Below are 17,919 nucleotides of genomic sequence, written 5' to 3' on the forward strand. Positions count from 1 at the left end.
CTAGATCCCCACCTTGACCGGGATCGGCTTCAGTACCCGTTGCAGCTCGGCGGGGGGGAGCGACACCAGGAAGCCGCGGCTGCCGCCGTTGATGTAGATGAGCGGCAGTTCCAGGATGCTCTCCTCGATGTAGACCGGCATCTGTTTCCTGGTGCCGAAGGGGGAGGTCCCGCCCACCATGTAGCCGGAGTGGCGGTTGGCGGTGTCGGGGGTGCAGGGGGCGACGCTCTTGACGCCGATGGCCCGCGCCAGTTCCTTGGTGGAAACCTGCAGGTCGCCGTGCATCAGCACCACGAGCGGCGCGCGGGTGTCGTCCTCCATGACCAGGGTCTTGATGACGCTGTGCTCGTCGACGCCCAGCTCCCGCGCGGAAACGGCGGTGCCGCCCTTCTCCTCGTATTGATAGGGATGCTCGCCGAAAGCAACTCCCGCCTGCCGCAGTACCCTGATGGCAGCCGTGACCGGCGATTTCACCTTGACCATCGCAGTTCTCCTTGAACAGATTTGATTTTGTTAGTAAAAAAGTCGCTTGCCAGGTACGGACATACCAGCTATAGATTAATAGCACGTCTTCGGCAGCTTAACAACCGCGTAACTAGGGTAACTTGTTATGGGAAATGAGAACCAACGACCGGCCAAAGTTCTGGTGATGGATGACGACGAGATGGTCCGGTTTGTAGCGGGCGAAACCTTGAAGCGTTACGGTTTCGAGGTCGAGTTCGCCAACGACGGCGCCCAGGCCGTGGAGATCTACCAGGAGCGGCACGAAGCCGGCGACACCTTCGCCGCCGTAATCCTGGACCTGAACATCCCCGGTGGCATGGGTGGGCAGGAGGCGATGAAGCGCCTGCTCGATATCGACCCCGCCGCCAAGGGGTACGTCTCCAGCGGCCGCACCGACGATCCGGTGATGATGAACTATCAGAACTTCGGCTTCAGCGGCACCATCGAGAAACCCTACTTCTACCTGAACAAGCAGCTCATGGAAGAGTTCAGCAAGACCCTGCGCGGCACCGAGTAAGCATGACCGGATTGGAAAACTACCTCGCCCTTTTGGCCCGCGTCGACGAAATCTGCCGGCGCACCTCGGAAACCTTCAGCGACCACATCACCTGCCATGCAGGCTGCGACGCCTGCTGCCGCCACCTCTCCATCTTCGCCGTGGAAGCCGCCGCGCTCAGGAAGGCGCTCGCAGAGCTCCCGGCCGACCGGGCCGAACTGGTCCGCGCCAAGGCCCGGGAAGCGCGCGAGGACTCCCCCTGTCCGCTGCTCCACGACGGGCTCTGCCTGCTCTACCAGGCCCGCCCCATCATCTGCCGCACCCACGGTCTGCCGCTACTGCTTTTGCGCGAGGGGGAACGGGCCATCGACTTCTGCCCGGAAAACTTCCAAGGCATGCCCAGCATCCCCGGCAGCGCGGTGATCGACCTGGAGCGGCTGAACATGATGCTGGCGACCATCAACGCGCTGTACCTGCAATCCTTCCCGGGGCCGGAGCGGCTCACCATTGCCGAGGCGCTCACTCTCACCGATTGACTTTTCCCCCGACTTCAGGGTATATGGCCCGGTGCGAAAAAATCGCGTCGCCGCCATCGTGCGTGAGACGGAGACTGGCGCCGTGGATTTGCGCGCATATACTTTACGGCTGGAAAAGGAGAGGCACAAAGATGAAGGTAAGCTACAACACATCCGGGAGCTGCGCTTCCCGCATCGAGATAGAGATCGAGGACGGCGTCATCGTCGCCACCAAATTCGTGGACGGCTGTGCCGGCAACACCCAGGCGGTCGCCGCACTGGTGCGCGGCATGGAGGTAGGCGAGGCCATCAGGCGCCTGAAAGGGATCGCCTGCCAGGGCGACACCTCCTGCCCGGACCAGTTGGCCAGAGCCCTGGAGCAGTCGCAATGCACCACCAGACCTTCCTAGACGGGGGCATTATGGAAATCTTCGGCGGGTTCATGATGATGATGAGCATCATCGGCTTCTTCCTGGTCGTGATCTGGTTCATCCTTCCCTTCGTGATCTTCAACATCAAGGGACGCGTGGACCGTTCCGCGGCGATGCTGGAGGATATGGACCAGCGCCTGAAAAACATCGAGCGCCTGCTCCAGGAGCGCCCGTTGTCGCCTCCCGAGGAGCCTCCCCGTCCGCTCGACCCGCCGGCCTAGCCGTCGGCTGCGGCCCGGGTCACTGCACCCTCCCCTCCCCCGTCCCGCCGGGGGAGGTTTTTCCCTGCCTCTCCCCCACCTTAAAAGGCTGTCATATCCCTTGCCAACCCCCGCTTTTTTCATTATTATGTGCCGCTATGTGTCTGCCGGCAGAGTAGAGAAGGTTAATCTGCCGCGGCCGACGCCAAGGAGAGTTCATGGGTTTACTGGAAGGCAAAAAAGCACTTATTTTCGGAGTAGCTAACGATAAAAGCATCGCCTGGGCCACGGCCGAGGCGTTTCATCGCGAGGGGGCCGAGGTGGCCCTCGCCTATGCGGGCGAGGCGGTCGCCAAGAGGGTGATGCCGCTGGCCGAGAGCATCGGCTGCAACCTGGTGCTCCCCTGCGACGTGAGAAGTGACGAGGAGATCGCGCGCCTGTTCGCGGACGTGCGCGAGGCGTGGGGCGGCCTGGACATCCTGGTCCACTCGGTCGCCTTCGCCAACAAGGAAGAGCTGAAGGGCTCCTTCCTGAACACCACCCGCGAGGGGTTCGCGACCGCCCTGGACATCAGCGCCTACTCGCTGATCGCCATGGCGCGGGAGGCCGCGCCGCTCATGCAGGGGCGCGACGGCAGCGTGATCGCCATGACCTACTACGGCGCCCAGAAGGTGTTCCCGAGCTACAACGTCATGGGGGTCGCCAAGGCGGCGCTGGAGGCAAGCGTGCGCTACCTGGCCGAGGCGATGGGGCCGGAGGGGACCCGGGTCAACGCCGTCTCGGCGGGACCGTTGCGGACCCTTGCTTCCGCCGGTATCGGCGGCTTCGGGCAGATCGCCGGTCACGTGGCCGAAAAGGCGCCGCTTCGGCGCAACATCTCGCAGGAGGAGGTCGGCAACGCCGCCCTCTACCTCGCCAGCCCGCTCGCCAGCGGCGTCACCGGCGAGATCCACTTCGTGGACTGCGGCTACAACATCATCGGGCTGTAGCGGAGGCGCGCCATCAAAGGATTGCACGGTAACCTGACAGGGCTGAAATCGAGCCAGGTAAACAGGCTGGAGCGGCTGTACCGCCGCCGCGTGAAACCCACGGAGGTCATCTCCCTGGAGCTCGCCCGCGAACTGGCCGACATCTCGCTGGAGATCCGGCGCCAGATCGGCATCCTGGTCTCCCGCATCGGCGAGATCGCCTACGTGGTGGTGGGAGACGAGCGCGGCATCATGATCCCGGCGCTGGAGGATTACCCGCTGGGCAAGAGGCTTTTGCGCGGCGTGCGCCTGGTGCACACCCACCTGAAGGGGGAGGTGCTCTCCGACGACGACCTGACCGACCTGTCGCTGCTGCGCCTGGACCTGATCGCCGCCCTGCAGCTCACCCAGAACCCGGACCGCTTCTCGATCCAGACCGCGGCGCTGGTCCCGCCCGACGGGGGGCACCTCCCCTACCAGGTGGAACCCTCGGTCCCCTTCCAGAAGTACGACCTCGAGTTCAAAGGGTTCGTGGAGACCCTGGAACAGACCATGGAGCGCGGCCTCAAGGAAGGCAAGGTGGTCGCCAGCGGCCAGGAGCGCGGCATCCTGATCTCGGTGACCCAGCGTCCCATGGAAGAGGCGGTCGATTCCATCGAGGAACTGAAGGAACTGGCCCGCACCGCCGGGGTGGGCGTACTCGACACCGTGATCCAGCGCCCCAAGGAGTTCAACCCGCGCTACCTCCTGGGCGAAGGGAAGATCCGCGAGGTGGTGATCAAGGCGCTGCAGTACGGGGCCACCATGCTGGTCTTCGACCAGGAGCTCTCGCCGGCGCAGGTCCGCTCCATTTCGGAACTGACCGAGCTGAAGGTCATCGACCGCAGCCAGCTGATCCTGGACATCTTCGCCCGGCGCGCCACCACCCAGGACGGCAAGGTGCAGGTGGAACTGGCCCAGTTGAAGTACCTGATGCCCCGTCTCTCCGGGCGCGGCGTGCAGATGTCGCGGCTCATGGGGGGGATCGGCGGGCGCGGCCCCGGCGAGACCAAGCTCGAGATCGACCGGCGCCGCATCCGCGACCGCATCGCGCACCTGGAGCGTGAACTCAAGGAACTCTCCAACGGCCGCTACCAGCGCCGCCAGAAAAGGGTGAAGGCGGGGATCCCCATCATCTCCATCGTGGGGTACACCAACGCCGGCAAGTCCACCCTGTTGAACACCATGACCAAGAGCGAGGTGTTCACCGAGGACCTCCTCTTCGCCACGCTGGACACCTCGTCCCGGCGGCTGCGCTTCCCCATGGACCGCGAGGTGATCATCACCGACACCGTCGGTTTCATCAGGAGCCTCCCCAAGTCGCTCATGGGCGCCTTCAAGGCGACCCTGGAGGAGCTGAAGGACGCCGACCTGCTGGTGCACCTGGTCGACTGCGGCAATCCGCGCCTGGAGGAGCATATCAACCAGGTCAACACCATCCTGGCCGAGCTGGAGCTGTCCCAGAAGCCGACCCTGCTGGTGTTCAACAAGATGGACCTGCTCCCGGACCTGAAGAAGAGCGATCCCCTCGCCTTCATGAAGGTGCGGCAACTGACCCGCAAGTACGGCGCCATCACCATCAGCGCCTCGGACAGGAAGACCCTCGAGCCGCTCATGAAGGAGTTGCAGCAGCGCTTCTGGCACGACGTCGAGGATTACCTGGCACCGGGGGAGCATAACCACGACGAGTTCGAGGAGTAGCGCGACTCGCCCGATCCCGCCAGCAGAGGAATTGATCTTTTCATGGACCAGCAAGCCATCATCTACGCCCTCGACCTCCTGGGCACCGTCGCCTTCGCCGCCTCGGGAGCGCTGGCCGGCGTGCGCCGCGGCATGGACCTCCTCGGCATCATCGTGCTCGGCATCGTCACCGCCACCGGCGGGGGCGTCATCCGCGACGTCCTTTTGAACGACACCCCTCCCTTTTGCTTCAAGAACGAGCTCTACCTCTACCTCGCCGTGGCCGCCTCGGTGGTGGTCTTTCTCACGCCGCGCAGCTTCGAGCGCATGAACCGCGCCATGCTCCTCCTGGACGCCCTGGGGCTGGGGACCTTCCTGGTGATCGGCACCTCCAAGGCGCTCCAGTTCAACCTGGGGCTCATGGGCGCCATCATCATGGGGGTGATGACCGCCACCTGCGGCGGGCTGGTGCGCGACCTCCTCTCCAACGAGATCCCGCTCATCCTGCAGCGCGAGATCTACGCCTCGGCCTGCGTGGTGGGGGGGGCGCTTTTTTTCTTCCTGCACCACACCAGCGTTCCCTCCCAGGTCAACCTCACCGTCTCCGCCCTCACCGTGATCGCCATCCGCTGCACCGCCATCGTCAAGGGGTGGCAGCTGCCGCGCGGCCAGGCGCTCTAGGCCGTGCCCAAGCAGAGCGCGGGGCTCATCATGTACCGCTTCATAAACGGGGAGCTCGAGCTCCTGCTGGTTCATCCCGGCGGCCCGTTCTGGGCCAACAAGGACCTGGGGGCATGGTCGATACCCAAGGGGGAATACCTTGCCGGCGAGGACCCGCTCCAGGTGGCGCGGCGCGAGTTTCTCGAGGAGACGGGCCTGACGCCTGCAGGTGAGTTCCAGGAACTGGCCGAGATCAGGCAGGCGGGCGGCAAGCGGGTCAAGGCCTGGGCCTTTGCCGGCGACTGGGATCCCGCGGCACTCACCAGCAACAGCTTCACCGTGGAGTGGCCACCCCGCTCCGGACGGCAGGCGGAGTTCCCCGAGGTGGACCGGGCCGCCTGGTTCAACGTCCCGCAGGCCCGTGAAAAGATCCTCCCCAGCCAGCTTCCCCTGATCGACCAGGCGACCTCCCTGCTGCAATGAGCCACGTAAGCAAATAAGGCGTATTCTCTTCGTTTTTTCCCGCCGCAGCCTCCGCCCCGCCATCCCGGCCCGATTTCCGGCGCTACTTCACCACGTTACCTGCCAGCCCGACGACACCCCACACCCTTTCCCTGCATTTTGGGCACTACTGTACCCTACTTTTTTTCTCGTATACGTTTAAGTTCGCGAATGTACAGGACGATGGGGAAGATAACGTCGCTGCGAGGCAGAGCTGCTTGTCGTGTCAGCCCGCGGCGCGATTACAATGAACCGGGGGGGAAGATGAAGATTCAGGACATGAAGATCGGTACACGGCTCAGCGTTGGGTTCGGCATCATCCTGTTACTGCTCCTTGTCATCGGCGCCATCAGCGTTTTCAGCATGCTCAAGATCGACCAAGGGCTGGAAACGATCGTGAAGAAGGACTACGCCAAGATAAAGCTCGCCAACGATGCAACGAAGCACGTCACCGGGATCGTTTCCAGCGTCCAGACCATGCTCCTCGAGACTGACCCAGCCGCGCGCCGAGAAGAAAACAAGAAGATCGACCAGGCGCGCCAGCAGTACAAGAGTGCCATGGAGAAGCTGGAGAAGCTGGAAACGACCGGCCAGGGAAAGGAACTGATCGCGAAAGCCAAGCAGAGCCTGGACAACGCTCGCAAGGCCAACAACCAGGCCATCGAACTGGCCCTTGCCGGCAACGGCGCACGCGCATCGGCGGTATTTGAAAAGGAGGCTGGACCGTTGCTGGCCTTGATCGCCCCGGCCTTCAACGAGTTGGTGCAGTACCAGGAACAGGGGATCGAGGAGCGCTACGTCGATGCTGCAGCCCTCTCTTCGCGCTCCCGCGTCATCGCGATCACGTTGGCGCTGCTCGCCATCGCCATCGGCGCGGTCATCGGCTACGTCATCACCCGCAGCATCAGCCGTCCCGTGAGCGCCCTGTCGGCATGCGCGGACAAGCTTGCACTCGGGGACGTCGAGGTGGAGATCGACACCAACGGCAAGGACGAGATGGCAGAGCTGGCGCGCTCCTTCAGGAACATGGCGGACAACATCAAGGAGGCCTCGCTCGCCGCCGAGCGCGTCGCCCACGGCGACCTCTCGGTCCAGGTCACCCCGAAATCGGAGCGGGACCTGATGGGTAACAACCTCTCCACCATGATCGCCACCATCGGAAAACTGAGCCAGGAGATGAACGATCTGATCAAGTCGATTCGGGAGGGAAAACTGAGCGTACGCGGCGACGCCGCATCATTCCAGGGGGCGTGGGGCGAACTCCTCACCGGACAGAACCGCCTGATCGAGGCGTTCGTGCAGCCGATTGACGTCACCTCGCGCCACCTCGCCCGCATCTCGAAGGGGGACATTCCCGCCAAGATCACCGACACCTACTACGGAGACTTCAACGACATCATCAACAGCCTTAACTTGCTGATCGAAGCCAACAACGACGCCACCAGGCTGGCCAAGGAGATCGCGGACGGGAACCTGCTCCTCGAGGTGAAGCAGCGCTCGGAAAACGACGGCCTGATGCAGGCGCTCGCCAGCATGGTGCAGAACCTGACCCGGGTGGTATCCGACGTCAAGATCGCCGCCGACAACGTGACCGCGGGGAGCCAGGAGCTCAGCTCCACCTCCGAGGAAATGTCCCAGGGGGCAAGCGAGCAGGCGGCTTCGGCGGAAGAGGCCAGCGCCTCCATGGAGCAAATGACCTCGAACATCAGGCAGAACGCGGACAACTCGCTGCAAACCGAGAAGATCGCTCTCAAGTCGGCAACCGACGCCAGCGAAAGCGGCGATGCCGTGGCGAGAACGGTGGCGGCCATGAAAGAGATCGCGGCCAAGATCTCCATCATCGAGGAGATCGCGCGCCAGACCAACCTCCTGGCCCTGAACGCCGCCATCGAGGCGGCGCGGGCGGGTGAGCACGGCAAGGGGTTCGCGGTGGTGGCCTCCGAGGTGAGAAAGCTCGCCGAGCGGAGCCAGCGGGCGGCCGGGGAGATCGGCGACCTTTCCCTCACCTCGGTCGAGGTGGCGGAGCACGCCGGCAACCTCCTGGAGATGCTGGTCCCCGACATTCACAAGACGGCGGAACTAGTGCAGGAGATCTCCGCGGCCTGCAGGGAGCAGGACACCGGCGCCGAGCAGATCAACCGCGCCATCCAGCAGTTGGACCAGGTGATCCAGCAAAACGCCGGGGCATCGGAGGAGATGGCCTCCACGGCGGAAGAGCTCGCCTCGCAGGCCGAGCAGCTGCAGAGCACCATCGCCTTCTTCAAGGTGGGGGCGGCCACCCTGGAGCAGCGACAGCCGCGCAAAAACGCGGCAGCAACCCCGGCCTCGGCCGGTATGAAGCGGGCGCAGCAGAAGCTGACCCGGTCCGCAAAGACGCTGCCCGACCTGACCGGGGTCGACTTGAACATGGCGGGCAACGAGGAGAGCCTACTGCAGGCGGGATTCGAGAGGTACTAGCAGAAGGGTTGCAGAAGGGACTGGCTCCGTCAGGTGCCAGTCCCTTTCGCGGAACGCTCCTTTCAGCTTAGCCGGCTTCCAAGCATTAAGGGGACAGGCACCTGGCGGAGCCAGTCCCCTCCTGCGGCAACGTTTTTATTGAGGGATGGGGGTGATGGCCACCGCGCCGGGTTCCCCTTCGCTTCCTTCCACCCGGCAGGCGAGCTTGAGGAAGTACCCCGCCACCAGCAGGTTGGTAGCCAGGTGGCTGGTTACGCGCGAGGTGCGAAAGAGCGAGCCTGCCGAGGCGCGGGCCAGGTAGAGCACCAGCTGGTCGGCCAAGTGGGGGTCGACCGGTTCCCCGCTTTCGTGGTGCTCGAGGAACTCGCGGGCGGCCTCGCTGCCGACCGTTTCCGCGGGCTTGCCCCGCTCGCCCAGCGCGGTGAACCCGGCCACGGCATGCTCGTACTCCCCCTTGATGAAGATGAAGGTCCCCTGCCCGAAGATGGTCAACTCCCGGGTCTCGATGTCCATGGGGAGACCGCGTTCCAGCCGTCCCTTGAGACCGGAGAGGGCGGCCTGGAGCTGCCGCTCCGCGATGGTTCTCGGGAGGTTGCCGACGGCGGAGACGATGCGCAGCCGGGTGAGTCTTCCCCTCTCCCGGACCTGGTACGGCGCCAGCGCCTCGGCCGGCTGCACCGTGCACGTCACCCGCCCTCCTCCCTTGGGATAGAAGCCGAAGGAGCCGGCCTCGGTCTCGCCGCGCACCCCGAGGCGGGCGATGCTGGGCCAGAAGATCTCTGCGAAATAGTTCCAGGAAGGGCTGAAGGGGACATGGGTGCCGCCGATGACGGTGACCCTGCTCGCCTTGCGGGCGGCCAGCAGGGGGGGGATCACGGTCTGGAGCACCAGGGTGGCGGAACCGGCGGTGCCGATATCGAAGCTGTACTCTCCGGGGGTGATGCGGTCGGGCAGGAAGCTCAGTTCCGGCGAGCCGAGCCGGTCGCCGGCCACGTTGGCCGAAGCGATGCGCGCGGCCGCCTGCACCGCCATCAGGTGCTGGCGCATCAGCCCCGACTTGGAGCGGTTCTTCCTGATGTTGTAGATGTGGAACGCCTGGCCGGTCAGGCAGGACAGGCTCAAGGCGCTGCGCAGCACCTGCCCTCCCCCTTCCCCCATGCTGCCGTCGATCTCGATCATGGCTGTCCCGCTTTCAGTACAGGAACATCGGCTTGCCCAGCACGTGGCGCACCTTGGGCCGGTACTCGGCGGCATCGTACAGCTCCGCCACGTCCACCCGCTTCTCCCCCTGCATGATGGTGCTGATCGGGATGTGCCGGTAGGTCCCCCCCTGCATGGCGACCATGCGCCCCGACATCCCTTCGGTGATCAGGTCCATGGTCATGTTGGCGTAGTTGTAGGCCACCATCAGGTCGAGCGAATCGGGGGCGCCGCTGCGCATGAGGTAGGAGAGCTGCTGGTAGATGATGTGGGACCCGGTCAACTGCTTCACCGCCTCGCTCACCACCACCCCGATCCCCCCCAGCTTCTTGTGCCCGTAGGCGTCCTCCTGGCCGTACTCCACGATCTGCCCCCCCACCATGGACGCACCTTCCGAGATGGTCACCATGGCGTAGTTGCTGCGGTTGGCTTTCTTGTCCTCCTGGAGCAGCAGCGACAGCTTCTCGACGTCGAAGGGGACCTCGGAGATGAGGGCGCGGTCCACCCCGGCCAGGTAGGCCGAGATGAGCGAGGTTTCCCCCGAGTTCCTGCCGAACAGTTCCACCACCGCGATCCGTTCGTGCGAGCCGGCGCTGGTGCGCAGGTTGTGGATGAAGTTTACGCTCCTGGTGACGGCAGTAGAGAACCCGATGCAGTAGTCGGTGCCGAAGACGTCGTTGTCCATGGTCTTCGGAATGGCCACGATGGGGACCCCCTCGCGGTTCAGACGTTCGGCGTAGCTCAGGGTGTCGTCCCCGCCGATCGGTATCAGCACGTCGATGCCCAGGTGTTCCAGGTTGGCAAGGATGTGCGAGGTGAAATCGTGATGTTGCGGCGCAGCCGGATCGAAGTCGGCGCCGCGCAGGAAGACGGGAACGTCGCTGCTGGCCACCTTGCCCGGGTTGGTGCGGCTGGTGTGCAGGAAGGTCCCACCGGAACGATCGACGGTGCGCACCGCGTGACGGTCCAGCGGCATCACGGTGCTGTCCCAGGTGTCCGGGTCGTCCCGGTTGTAGGCCAAAAGGCCTCCCCAGCCGCGCCGGATGCCGACCACCCGGTACCCGCTTTCCGAGGCGCGCGCCACCAGGGTCTTCAGGGCGGGATTGAGTCCCGGCACATCGCCGCCGCCGGTCAGGACGCCTATGGTCTTCTGCCTGTCTGCCATGGCAATCTCCTTTAATGATCAGCGTTAAAAAACTTTCACATTATACAGGAGCGGGTTTTCATTTCAAGGCGAGCAGGCCATCCGCACTCCAGTGAAGTCAGCTAGAGTCATCCACGCAGGGGCCGCACGTGAACCAACATCCCCCCTTTGCGAAGGGGGGACAGGGGGGATTTGCCTTGTCAAACGACTACTCGCCGGGCTTGGCCGGTGTGAGCCGGGAGATGAAGCGGGACATCTCGGAGGGGAGCATGGGACGGGCGAAATAGAAGCCCTGCATGAGACGGCAGTCGATCGAGGCGAGGAAGTCCTTCTGCGCCTCGTTCTCCACCCCCTCGGCGATGGCCTCCATGTCCAGGCACTTGGACATGAACATGATGGTGGTGGCGATGGCGGCGTCTTCGGACGAGGTGACCACGTCGCTGACGAAGGACTTGTCGATTTTGAGGGCCTGGAAGTGGTAGTGCTTCAACGAGGAAAGCGAGGAGTAGCCGGTGCCGAAATCATCGATCTGTACGTTGATCCCCATGCGCTGCAGCCGCTCCAGGACGCCCACCGCCTCGGCCTCGTACACCATGAGCGACTGCTCGGTGATCTCCAGGGTGAGCCGGTCGGGGGGCAGGCCGCTGTCGTGCAGCGCCGCCTCGATGGCCTGCTCCAGTTCCTCATGGGCGAAGACGGTGGGGGACATGTTCACCGCCACGTTCAGGTCCAGCGCCTCGTTGCGATACCACTGCGCCGCCTGGCGGCAGGCCTCCTTCAGCACCCACTCGGTCAGGGGCCAGATCAGCCCACCCTTCTCGGCCAGCGGCACGAAACTCCCCGGCCCCAGTTCCCCCAGGTGCGGATGCTGCCAGCGCACCAGCGCTTCGACCCCGACCACGCTCATGGTGGCGGTATCGAGCTTGGGCTGGTAGACCAGGTACAGCTCATTCCGGTTGATGGCGCGCAAAAGACCGTGCTCGAGCTGGATCCTGTGGTCGCGCTCCTCGCGCCATTCGCCACCGTACAGGCAGAAGGTGGAGCGCCCCTGCTGCTTGGCCTGCCCGAGGGCCAGGTCGGCCATCTTGAAAAGCTGCATGGGGTCGTCGGCATCGGAAGGGAAAAGGGCGATGCCGATGCTGGCGCTGGTCTTCAGGGTTTCCCCCTCCACCTGTACCGGTTCGGACAGGGCGTCCAGCACGCGCCGGGCCATCACCGCCGGGCCATCCGGCATCTCGGGGTGGCGCAGCAGCATGGCGAACTCGTCCCCCCCCACCCGCGCCACGATATCCTCTCCGCGCAGGGCGCAGCGGGTCAGGCGGCGCCCGGTCTCGGCAAGGAGGGCGTCACCGACGAAGTGCCCGCGCCGGTCGTTGATCAGCTTGAAGCGGTCCAGGTCCAGGAACAAAAGCGCGACGCTCTCGCGCCGCCGTTTGGCGAAGCCGATGGACTGGGCCAGGAAGTCGTCGAAGGCCTGGCGGTTGTAGAGGCCGGTGAGACCGTCGCGGACCGCCTGCTCGCGGATGCTCAGTTCGGTGGCCCGGTGCCGCGCCTCGATCTTCGCGTTAAGCAGGTAGATGATGGCGGCCATGGTGAGGACGCCGAGGAGTTCCAGGCCGCCGGAGGCGAGGTGTTCCAGGTGGGGACGGCCGGCGAGGAACCGGTAGGAGAGAAGGTGCGCCAGCAACAGCCAGCAGACGCTGGCGAGGATGTAGATGCAGGCGACGGTCGCCGGCGAGAGGCGCCCGAACCAGTTGCGCAGTTTGCCCAGCGTGCCGCCGTCCATGGTCGCTCCTGGTGAGCCGGTAAAAATACCGTGTCAGTATAGCGCCTTTCAGGTGGTGAGGTAGTAGGTGATCTCGTTGTGCCCGACCAAAAGCTCCAGCCCGGCCAGGGGAGGTGGCGCGCAGGGGGTCGCCCCGTACTCCTGGAGCAGGCGCCAGGCGTGCTGCTCGCATTCGGGGGTGAAGTAGAGGTCAACGCCCCCCTCCCCCGCCGCTTTGCGGAACAGCGCCATGGTGCGGGGGCCGCCGGCCGAGCGGAAGAGCGCGGTGAAGGCGTCCTGGATGGCGGTCGATATGCCGGCGGAAATCTCGCCGGGTCCAAGTGCAAGATGGTGCCACTGCATGGTCATGTTCCCTCCCGCCGCCTCACTTCTTCCCGGGCGTAGCGACGTAGCCGGCGCAGGTGCCGACCAGTTTCTCGTTGATCGCGTCCAGCATCTGCGCCTCGTCGGTGATCCCGGCGGCGGCGCCCAGGTTCAGGGCCAGCGGCAGGAGCCCCATCAGCAGGTTGCGCATGTTGCCGCACCCGGTGGCGCCGCCCAGCGCCTCGGAAACCTTGCGCTGCAGCCCGCGCCCGATCACGAAGCCGTTCAGCGCCGCCATCCTGGCGGAGACGTTGCGGCAGTCCGGGGTGGGGGACTTGCGGAAATCGGCCTCGGCCGAAATGATCTTCATGGTGGCGACCTCGACCCGCACCTCGAGGAGCACGTCGTGGAAGCGGTCCTTCATGGTGGCGGTGAGCAGCGCCGTGCCGTCGGCCTGCTTCAAGACGCGGTACGAGATGTCCCGCTGGAAATCTTCCATGCTGTTCAGTTGCATCGACACTACCTTTTCTACCTGGATATCCGTTCCTGGAGCCGCCACAGCGGCCGGTCCGTCGGGGGGAGAGTTTCGCCGCTTGGCCGGGATATGTCAAGCGAAAGTCGGGGGGAGCATCGATCCTGTCACGGACCGGGCACCGAGGGAAGCGTTTGCTACACCCGCTCCAGGATCGCCGCCACCGCCTCCCCCCCGCCGATACAGAGCGAGGCCAGGCCGTAGCGTTTCTGGCGCACCCGGAGTTCCCGCACCAGGGTGGCGACGAGCCTGGCGCCGCTGGCGCCGATGGGATGGCCGATGGCACAGGCCCCGCCGTTGACGTTGACCCTGGCGGGGTCCAGCCCCAACTCCCTGATCGCGATCAGGGGCACCGCGGCGAACGCCTCGTTGATCTCGAAGAGATCGATCTGGGACAGCTCCAGCCCTGCCCTGGCGCAGACGGTCCTGATGGCGCCGACCGGGGCGTCGGTGTAGTGGTCGGGATGCAGGCTGCAGGTGGCGTAGGCGACCAGCCGCGCCTTCGGGGCGAGCCCGAGGCGCTCGACCGCCTCCGCGCCGGCCAGCAGGGCAAAGGCGGCGCCGTCGCTGATGGTGGAGGCGTTGCCGGCGGTGATGGTCCCGTCCCGGCCGAAGGCGGGTTTGAGGTCCGCCATCCGTGCGATATCGGAGCGGAATGGTTCCTCGTCCTCCTCGACCACTTCCTTTCCGTGCCGCCCTTTCTTCACGACCGGCACGATCTCGTCGGCAAGAATCCCCTTGCTCACCGCCTCCTGCGCCAGGCGGTAGGAGCGCAGCGCGAACTCGTCCTGCGCCTCGCGCCCGAGCGCGTGCCGCTTCACGGCCTCCTCGGCGATTTCCCCCATGTGCCGCCCCGAGTAGGGGTCCTGGAGACCGTCGTAGAGCATGAGGTCCAGGAGCTGCCCGTGCCCCATGCGGAACCCGTAGCGCGCCTTCTTCAGGAAGAAGGGGGCCTGGGACATGCTCTCCATGCCGCCGGCCAGCACGATTTCGGCGTCGCCGAGGGCGATGGCTCCCGCGGCCAGCATGATCGCCTTCAGCCCGCTGCCGCAGACCTTGTTGATGGTCATGGCGTGGGTGCTGTCGGGGATCCCGGCCCTCCGCATCGCCTGGCGCGCCGGTGCCTGGCCGCAGCCGCCGGAAAGGACCTGGCCGGCGATCACCTCGTCCACCGCCTCCGGCGCGACGCCGGTACGCTCCAACAGGGCCTGCAGTACCGGGGCTGCCAGGGCCGGCGCCTCCAGTTCGGACAGGACACCCCCGAAGGAACCAAAAGGAGTCCGCAACGCCTCGACCACGAATATGTCTTTCATGCCCCTCCCCCTTACGCTCTGTCGAGAAGAGAATCCCATTGGGCGAGATCTTCCGCCGCATGCTTCTACATCCCCTCTCCCTCCGGGAGAGGGCTAGGGTGAGGGCGTTGCCCAGGGCAGATTATCTGAGCCGGCATAGCCCTCACCCGCCCGTTGGGCACCCTCTCCCGGAGGGAGAGGGACTAGCTGAAGATGGTCGCTAATCAGGAAAGAGAATAAAATGTACCGGTTTTTGGTCATAACGCCAGCGGCCGCTGGCAAAACCATGCGGGGAATGAAAAGAAAAAGGGCAGCCGGTGAAAGCTGCCCTAGAGAAGAAAGGCTGTGCCTGTGCTCAGAGGTAGACGATGTCATCGGGGAGGTCGCTCAGCCTGACGCCACCCGCCTCGCTTACGACAAAGGTGTTCTCTATGCCGATGACGCCCATGCCCGGGAACACGAACTTGGGCTCTATGGCCAAGGTCTGCCCGGCTTGAAGCGCCACCTTGAACCCTTGTGCCAGAACCGGGAACTCGTCCAGTTCAAGCCCCACGCCGTGACCCACGAACTTCGCGTTCTCGCCGGGGGCCCCCATGAAGTGGTCGGCCAGCCCCGCCGCCTGCGCCATCGCGGCGGCCTGAAGGAACAGCTCCTCGCAGATCGCCCCCGGCTTCAGATGCTCGGCCAGGTACGCCTGGATGGCCAGGGCGGTCCGGAAGGCATGTTCGAGCTCCGGGGCCAGCGTGCCGATCACGAAGAACCTGGTCATGTCGATGATGTAGCCGTTGAAGACGCCGGTGTAGTCGATGAGGATGGGGGCATTGACGGGGATCAGTGCGGCGGAGGCCCCATGCGGGGAGGCGCTGGACATCCCCTCCCCGGTGACCGCCCCGTCGAAGAAGCCGGTGGCGCCGGCGGTGGCGGAGGAAACCGCCAGCCCCTGGAACAGTTCCTGGTTGAAGGCACGCATGCGCACGTACCCCTCTCCCCCGGCCTTCCTGAGCCGGTACTCGAACTCGGCAGCGAGGTCCACCTCGCGCATGCCGGCTTTGAGAAAGCCCGGCACCTCGCGGAACACGCCGGCCAGCTGCGTCCCGCAGTAGCGGATCTGTTCCAGCTCCCACGGCGACTTGACCGAGCGGACCTCGCGGTTGACGGCGGAGACGTCGACGAAGTTGCGGCCGGGCAGGAGCTTCTGGTAGTAGTTCAACTGCTGTACCGGGGCGACGTCGAAGGTGAAGCCGATGCTAGCGGCATCTGCACCGAACTCCCCGGGGAACTCCTTGCTGGAGGGAAAGGGGCGGGTGTCCCCGATGCAGCTTTCCTCTTTCCCCCTGGCGAAGCTCTTGCGTACCCAAAGACGCGGCTCGCCGGTGGCCGGGACCCAGAGGGTCGAGTTCTGGCGGGTGCCGGAAAAATAGTAGACGTCGATGGGGTGGATGAAGAGGGCCCCGTCCATCCCGTTGTCCCGCAGCGCGTCCTGCAGCCTCGCGATGCGCTGTTGCGATTCCTCCCTGGTCAGCATCCGTCCTCCCTGGTGTGCCGGCCTCTAGCCGAGCGTGAAGAAAAATGTGGCGCCACTGCCGGGCTCGGCCTCGGCCCAGATCTGGCCGCCGTGGCGCTGGATGATGCGCTGCACGCTGGCCAGGCCGATGCCGGTCCCCTTGAAGTCCTCCGGGTCGTGCAGGCGCTGGAACGGCTTGAACAGCTCCGAGGCATGGCTCATGTCGAACCCGGCGCCGTTGTCGCGTATGAAAAAGGCGTCCCGCCCCTGGTGCTGCACCGTGCCGAATTCGAGCCGGGCCTCTTCCTTCTTGGCCGAGTACTTCCAGGCGTTGCCCAGCAGGTTGTCCAGCACCACCCGCAGCAGCTGGGGATCCGCATCGGCAACGAGCCCCGGCTGGACCACGCACTCCGCGCGGCGCTGCGGGTCGGAAAGCCTCAGCTCGGCGAGGATCTCCCCGGCCAGTCCGCTCACGTCCACCAGTTCGCGGTTGAGGGACACGCTGTAGCGGCGCGAGAAGTTGAGCAGGGTGTCGATGAGGTGGTTCATCTTGATGCTGCCGTTGATGATCTCCTGCACGTAGTCCCGGCACTGCGCTTCCAGCTGCTGCCCGTACAGTTCCATGATCACCTGGGCAAAGCCGTAGATGGCGGTGAGGGGGCGCCGCAGGTCGTGGGAGACGGTGTAGTTGAAGGCTTCCAGTTCCTCGTTGGCGGTCTCCAGTTCGAGGGCGCGCGCGGAGAGGTGGGTATGGAGCACCTCGATCTCCTCCGCGGCCTGCTTGCGGCGGGTGACGTCGGAAATCATGGCGAAAGAGCCCTGGAATACGCCGCTGGCGTCGTGGATGGGCTTGGCCGATACGCTGGCCCAGACCCTGGTGCCGTCCTTGCGCACCAGGATGGTTTCGTAGTGTTCGGAGACGCCGTTTTCGCGGCTTTTCTGGCGGGCGGCGGTTTCGTCGTGCAGCGCCTGGTCCACGAGCTCCAGGAAGGGGCGCCCCAGCAGGTCGACCACCTCGTACCCCAGCATGTCGGCGAACTGGCGGTTGAGGTAGGAAAGGCAACCGATGCGGTCGGCGGCGACGATGGATTCCTGCGAGGTCTCCACGATCATCCGGAAGCGGGCTTCGCTCTCCTTGAGCGCCTTCTCGGCCGCCTTCCACTCGGTGACGTCGATCATGACGGCCAGGGACCGGGAGACGGCGCCCTGCGCATCCCGCTCGGCAGCGGCGCTCAGGAGGACGTCGATCACCGCGCCGTTTTTCTTGACCAGCTGGTACTCTACGTTGCGGCAATAGCCGTCACGGAAAAACTGCGGCAGCACCGTTTCCACGGCGTAGCGCTGCGAGGCGGGGGTAAGGAAATCGATGGAACGGCGCCCCAGCACCTCCTCCCGGGAGTAGCCCAGCACTTCGGTCCAGTAGTTGCTGACGCCGAGCAGCAGGCCGTTGCGGTCGATGGAGTGCAGCATGACCGGCGTGTCGCTGTAGAGGCAGCGGGAGCAGCGCGGCGCCTGGTCCTGCCCCTCCAGGGCCTCCTGCTGCTCTTTCATTATCCGGCGCAGCGCGGCATTTTCAGCCTGCAGCCTGGCCACCTCGGCCTGGAGATCGCCTGCGGTTGTCACTTCGTCTTTCATAACAACTCCGGCACTGGAAGTAACGTTGGGGTGTTGATTTGTTTACGCTTTGTCGAGCAAACTGTCAACTGA

Annotated in this window: 18 protein-coding genes; 9 read left to right on the plus strand and 9 right to left on the minus strand. The window is 65.0% G+C overall.

What is annotated here, in order from left to right:
* Nucleotides 1–483: a Cys-tRNA(Pro) deacylase gene (ybaK, locus tag H7687_RS14460; RefSeq protein ID WP_183348607.1), complete on the minus strand. Its 483-nt coding sequence runs from the start codon at nucleotides 481–483 to the stop codon at nucleotides 1–3.
* Between the two features lie 127 nt (nucleotides 484–610).
* Here ybaK and H7687_RS14465 point away from each other — a divergent pair, with 127 nt between their 5' ends.
* From H7687_RS14465 to H7687_RS14505, 9 genes are all read left to right on the plus strand, one after another.
* Nucleotides 611–1,021: a response regulator gene (locus H7687_RS14465; protein WP_183348609.1), complete on the plus strand. Its 411-nt coding sequence runs from the start codon at nucleotides 611–613 to the stop codon at nucleotides 1,019–1,021.
* Between the two features lie 2 nt (nucleotides 1,022–1,023).
* Entirely contained in the window at nucleotides 1,024–1,536 is a 513-nt protein-coding gene (locus tag H7687_RS14470) for a YkgJ family cysteine cluster protein (protein WP_183348611.1), read from the plus strand.
* Between the two features lie 131 nt (nucleotides 1,537–1,667).
* Nucleotides 1,668–1,925: a TIGR03905 family TSCPD domain-containing protein gene (locus H7687_RS14475; protein WP_183348614.1), complete on the plus strand. Its 258-nt coding sequence runs from the start codon at nucleotides 1,668–1,670 to the stop codon at nucleotides 1,923–1,925.
* 11 nt (nucleotides 1,926–1,936) lie between these two features.
* Nucleotides 1,937–2,167 (plus strand): hypothetical protein, encoded by a 231-nt coding sequence (locus tag H7687_RS14480; protein WP_183348616.1) that lies wholly within the window; start codon nucleotides 1,937–1,939, stop codon nucleotides 2,165–2,167.
* A 197-nt stretch (nucleotides 2,168–2,364) separates the two neighbouring features.
* Nucleotides 2,365–3,135, plus strand: a complete 771-nt coding sequence (locus tag H7687_RS14485) for an enoyl-ACP reductase FabI (protein ID WP_183348618.1) — start codon at nucleotides 2,365–2,367, stop codon at nucleotides 3,133–3,135.
* Between the two features lie 42 nt (nucleotides 3,136–3,177).
* On the plus strand, nucleotides 3,178–4,854 hold the full coding sequence (gene hflX, locus H7687_RS14490) for a GTPase HflX (protein ID WP_183348873.1): 1,677 nt from the start codon (nucleotides 3,178–3,180) through the stop codon (nucleotides 4,852–4,854).
* Between the two features lie 42 nt (nucleotides 4,855–4,896).
* On the plus strand, nucleotides 4,897–5,514 hold the full coding sequence (locus H7687_RS14495; protein ID WP_183348620.1) for a trimeric intracellular cation channel family protein: 618 nt from the start codon (nucleotides 4,897–4,899) through the stop codon (nucleotides 5,512–5,514).
* Nucleotides 5,515–5,517: 3 nt separating this feature from the next.
* The gene (locus H7687_RS14500) at nucleotides 5,518–5,976 is read left to right on the plus strand and encodes an NUDIX hydrolase (RefSeq protein WP_183348622.1); all 459 of its coding nucleotides are present in this window, start codon (nucleotides 5,518–5,520) and stop codon (nucleotides 5,974–5,976) included.
* Between the two features lie 282 nt (nucleotides 5,977–6,258).
* Nucleotides 6,259–8,451 carry a HAMP domain-containing methyl-accepting chemotaxis protein gene (locus H7687_RS14505; RefSeq protein WP_183348624.1) on the plus strand — a complete coding sequence of 731 codons (2,193 nt, stop codon included), beginning with the start codon at nucleotides 6,259–6,261 and terminating at the stop codon, nucleotides 8,449–8,451.
* A gap of 135 nt (nucleotides 8,452–8,586) precedes the next feature.
* Here the strand turns inward: H7687_RS14505 and rtcA are convergent, their stop codons facing one another.
* The 8 genes from rtcA to H7687_RS14545 form a co-directional block, all read right to left on the minus strand.
* Nucleotides 8,587–9,630, minus strand: a complete 1,044-nt coding sequence (gene rtcA / locus H7687_RS14510) for an RNA 3'-terminal phosphate cyclase (protein ID WP_183348626.1) — start codon at nucleotides 9,628–9,630, stop codon at nucleotides 8,587–8,589.
* Nucleotides 9,631–9,643: 13 nt separating this feature from the next.
* On the minus strand, nucleotides 9,644–10,816 hold the full coding sequence (locus H7687_RS14515) for a 6-phosphofructokinase (protein ID WP_183348628.1): 1,173 nt from the start codon (nucleotides 10,814–10,816) through the stop codon (nucleotides 9,644–9,646).
* A gap of 187 nt (nucleotides 10,817–11,003) precedes the next feature.
* On the minus strand, nucleotides 11,004–12,581 hold the full coding sequence (locus H7687_RS14520) for a putative bifunctional diguanylate cyclase/phosphodiesterase (RefSeq protein ID WP_183348630.1): 1,578 nt from the start codon (nucleotides 12,579–12,581) through the stop codon (nucleotides 11,004–11,006).
* Nucleotides 12,582–12,629: 48 nt separating this feature from the next.
* On the minus strand, nucleotides 12,630–12,929 hold the full coding sequence (locus H7687_RS14525) for a hypothetical protein (RefSeq protein WP_246404907.1): 300 nt from the start codon (nucleotides 12,927–12,929) through the stop codon (nucleotides 12,630–12,632).
* 16 nt (nucleotides 12,930–12,945) lie between these two features.
* Nucleotides 12,946–13,398 (minus strand): DUF2889 domain-containing protein, encoded by a 453-nt coding sequence (locus H7687_RS14530; protein WP_183348632.1) that lies wholly within the window; start codon nucleotides 13,396–13,398, stop codon nucleotides 12,946–12,948.
* Between the two features lie 155 nt (nucleotides 13,399–13,553).
* On the minus strand, nucleotides 13,554–14,729 hold the full coding sequence (locus tag H7687_RS14535) for a thiolase family protein (protein ID WP_183348635.1): 1,176 nt from the start codon (nucleotides 14,727–14,729) through the stop codon (nucleotides 13,554–13,556).
* 334 nt (nucleotides 14,730–15,063) lie between these two features.
* Nucleotides 15,064–16,233 carry a M24 family metallopeptidase gene (locus H7687_RS14540; RefSeq protein ID WP_183348637.1) on the minus strand — a complete coding sequence of 390 codons (1,170 nt, stop codon included), beginning with the start codon at nucleotides 16,231–16,233 and terminating at the stop codon, nucleotides 15,064–15,066.
* A gap of 24 nt (nucleotides 16,234–16,257) precedes the next feature.
* A complete protein-coding gene (locus H7687_RS14545) occupies nucleotides 16,258–17,847 on the minus strand; it encodes a sensor histidine kinase (RefSeq protein WP_183348638.1) in 1,590 nt (529 codons plus the stop codon).
* Nucleotides 17,848–17,919: the final 72 nt, after the last annotated feature.

Origin of the sequence: Geomonas paludis (genome assembly GCF_014193585.1) — a bacterium.
Classification (GTDB): Bacteria; Desulfobacterota; Desulfuromonadia; order Geobacterales; family Geobacteraceae; genus Geomonas; species Geomonas paludis.

Excerpts from the sequence above, each read along its gene's own strand:
- ybaK (WP_183348607.1), bottom strand. The coding sequence starts at position 483 with ATGGTCAAGGTGAAATCGCCGGTCACGGCTGCCATCAGGGTACTGCGG.
- H7687_RS14465 (WP_183348609.1), top strand. The coding sequence starts at position 611 with ATGGGAAATGAGAACCAACGACCGGCCAAAGTTCTGGTGATGGATGAC.
- H7687_RS14470 (WP_183348611.1), top strand. The coding sequence starts at position 1,024 with ATGACCGGATTGGAAAACTACCTCGCCCTTTTGGCCCGCGTCGACGAA.
- H7687_RS14475 (WP_183348614.1), top strand. The coding sequence starts at position 1,668 with ATGAAGGTAAGCTACAACACATCCGGGAGCTGCGCTTCCCGCATCGAG.
- H7687_RS14480 (WP_183348616.1), top strand. The coding sequence starts at position 1,937 with ATGGAAATCTTCGGCGGGTTCATGATGATGATGAGCATCATCGGCTTC.
- H7687_RS14485 (WP_183348618.1), top strand. The coding sequence starts at position 2,365 with ATGGGTTTACTGGAAGGCAAAAAAGCACTTATTTTCGGAGTAGCTAAC.
- H7687_RS14495 (WP_183348620.1), top strand. The coding sequence starts at position 4,897 with ATGGACCAGCAAGCCATCATCTACGCCCTCGACCTCCTGGGCACCGTC.
- H7687_RS14505 (WP_183348624.1), top strand. The coding sequence starts at position 6,259 with ATGAAGATTCAGGACATGAAGATCGGTACACGGCTCAGCGTTGGGTTC.
- rtcA (WP_183348626.1), bottom strand. The coding sequence starts at position 9,630 with ATGATCGAGATCGACGGCAGCATGGGGGAAGGGGGAGGGCAGGTGCTG.
- H7687_RS14515 (WP_183348628.1), bottom strand. The coding sequence starts at position 10,816 with ATGGCAGACAGGCAGAAGACCATAGGCGTCCTGACCGGCGGCGGCGAT.
- H7687_RS14520 (WP_183348630.1), bottom strand. The coding sequence starts at position 12,581 with ATGGACGGCGGCACGCTGGGCAAACTGCGCAACTGGTTCGGGCGCCTC.
- H7687_RS14525 (WP_246404907.1), bottom strand. The coding sequence starts at position 12,929 with ATGACCATGCAGTGGCACCATCTTGCACTTGGACCCGGCGAGATTTCC.
- H7687_RS14530 (WP_183348632.1), bottom strand. The coding sequence starts at position 13,398 with ATGCAACTGAACAGCATGGAAGATTTCCAGCGGGACATCTCGTACCGC.
- H7687_RS14535 (WP_183348635.1), bottom strand. The coding sequence starts at position 14,729 with ATGAAAGACATATTCGTGGTCGAGGCGTTGCGGACTCCTTTTGGTTCC.
- H7687_RS14540 (WP_183348637.1), bottom strand. The coding sequence starts at position 16,233 with ATGCTGACCAGGGAGGAATCGCAACAGCGCATCGCGAGGCTGCAGGAC.
- H7687_RS14545 (WP_183348638.1), bottom strand. The coding sequence starts at position 17,847 with ATGAAAGACGAAGTGACAACCGCAGGCGATCTCCAGGCCGAGGTGGCC.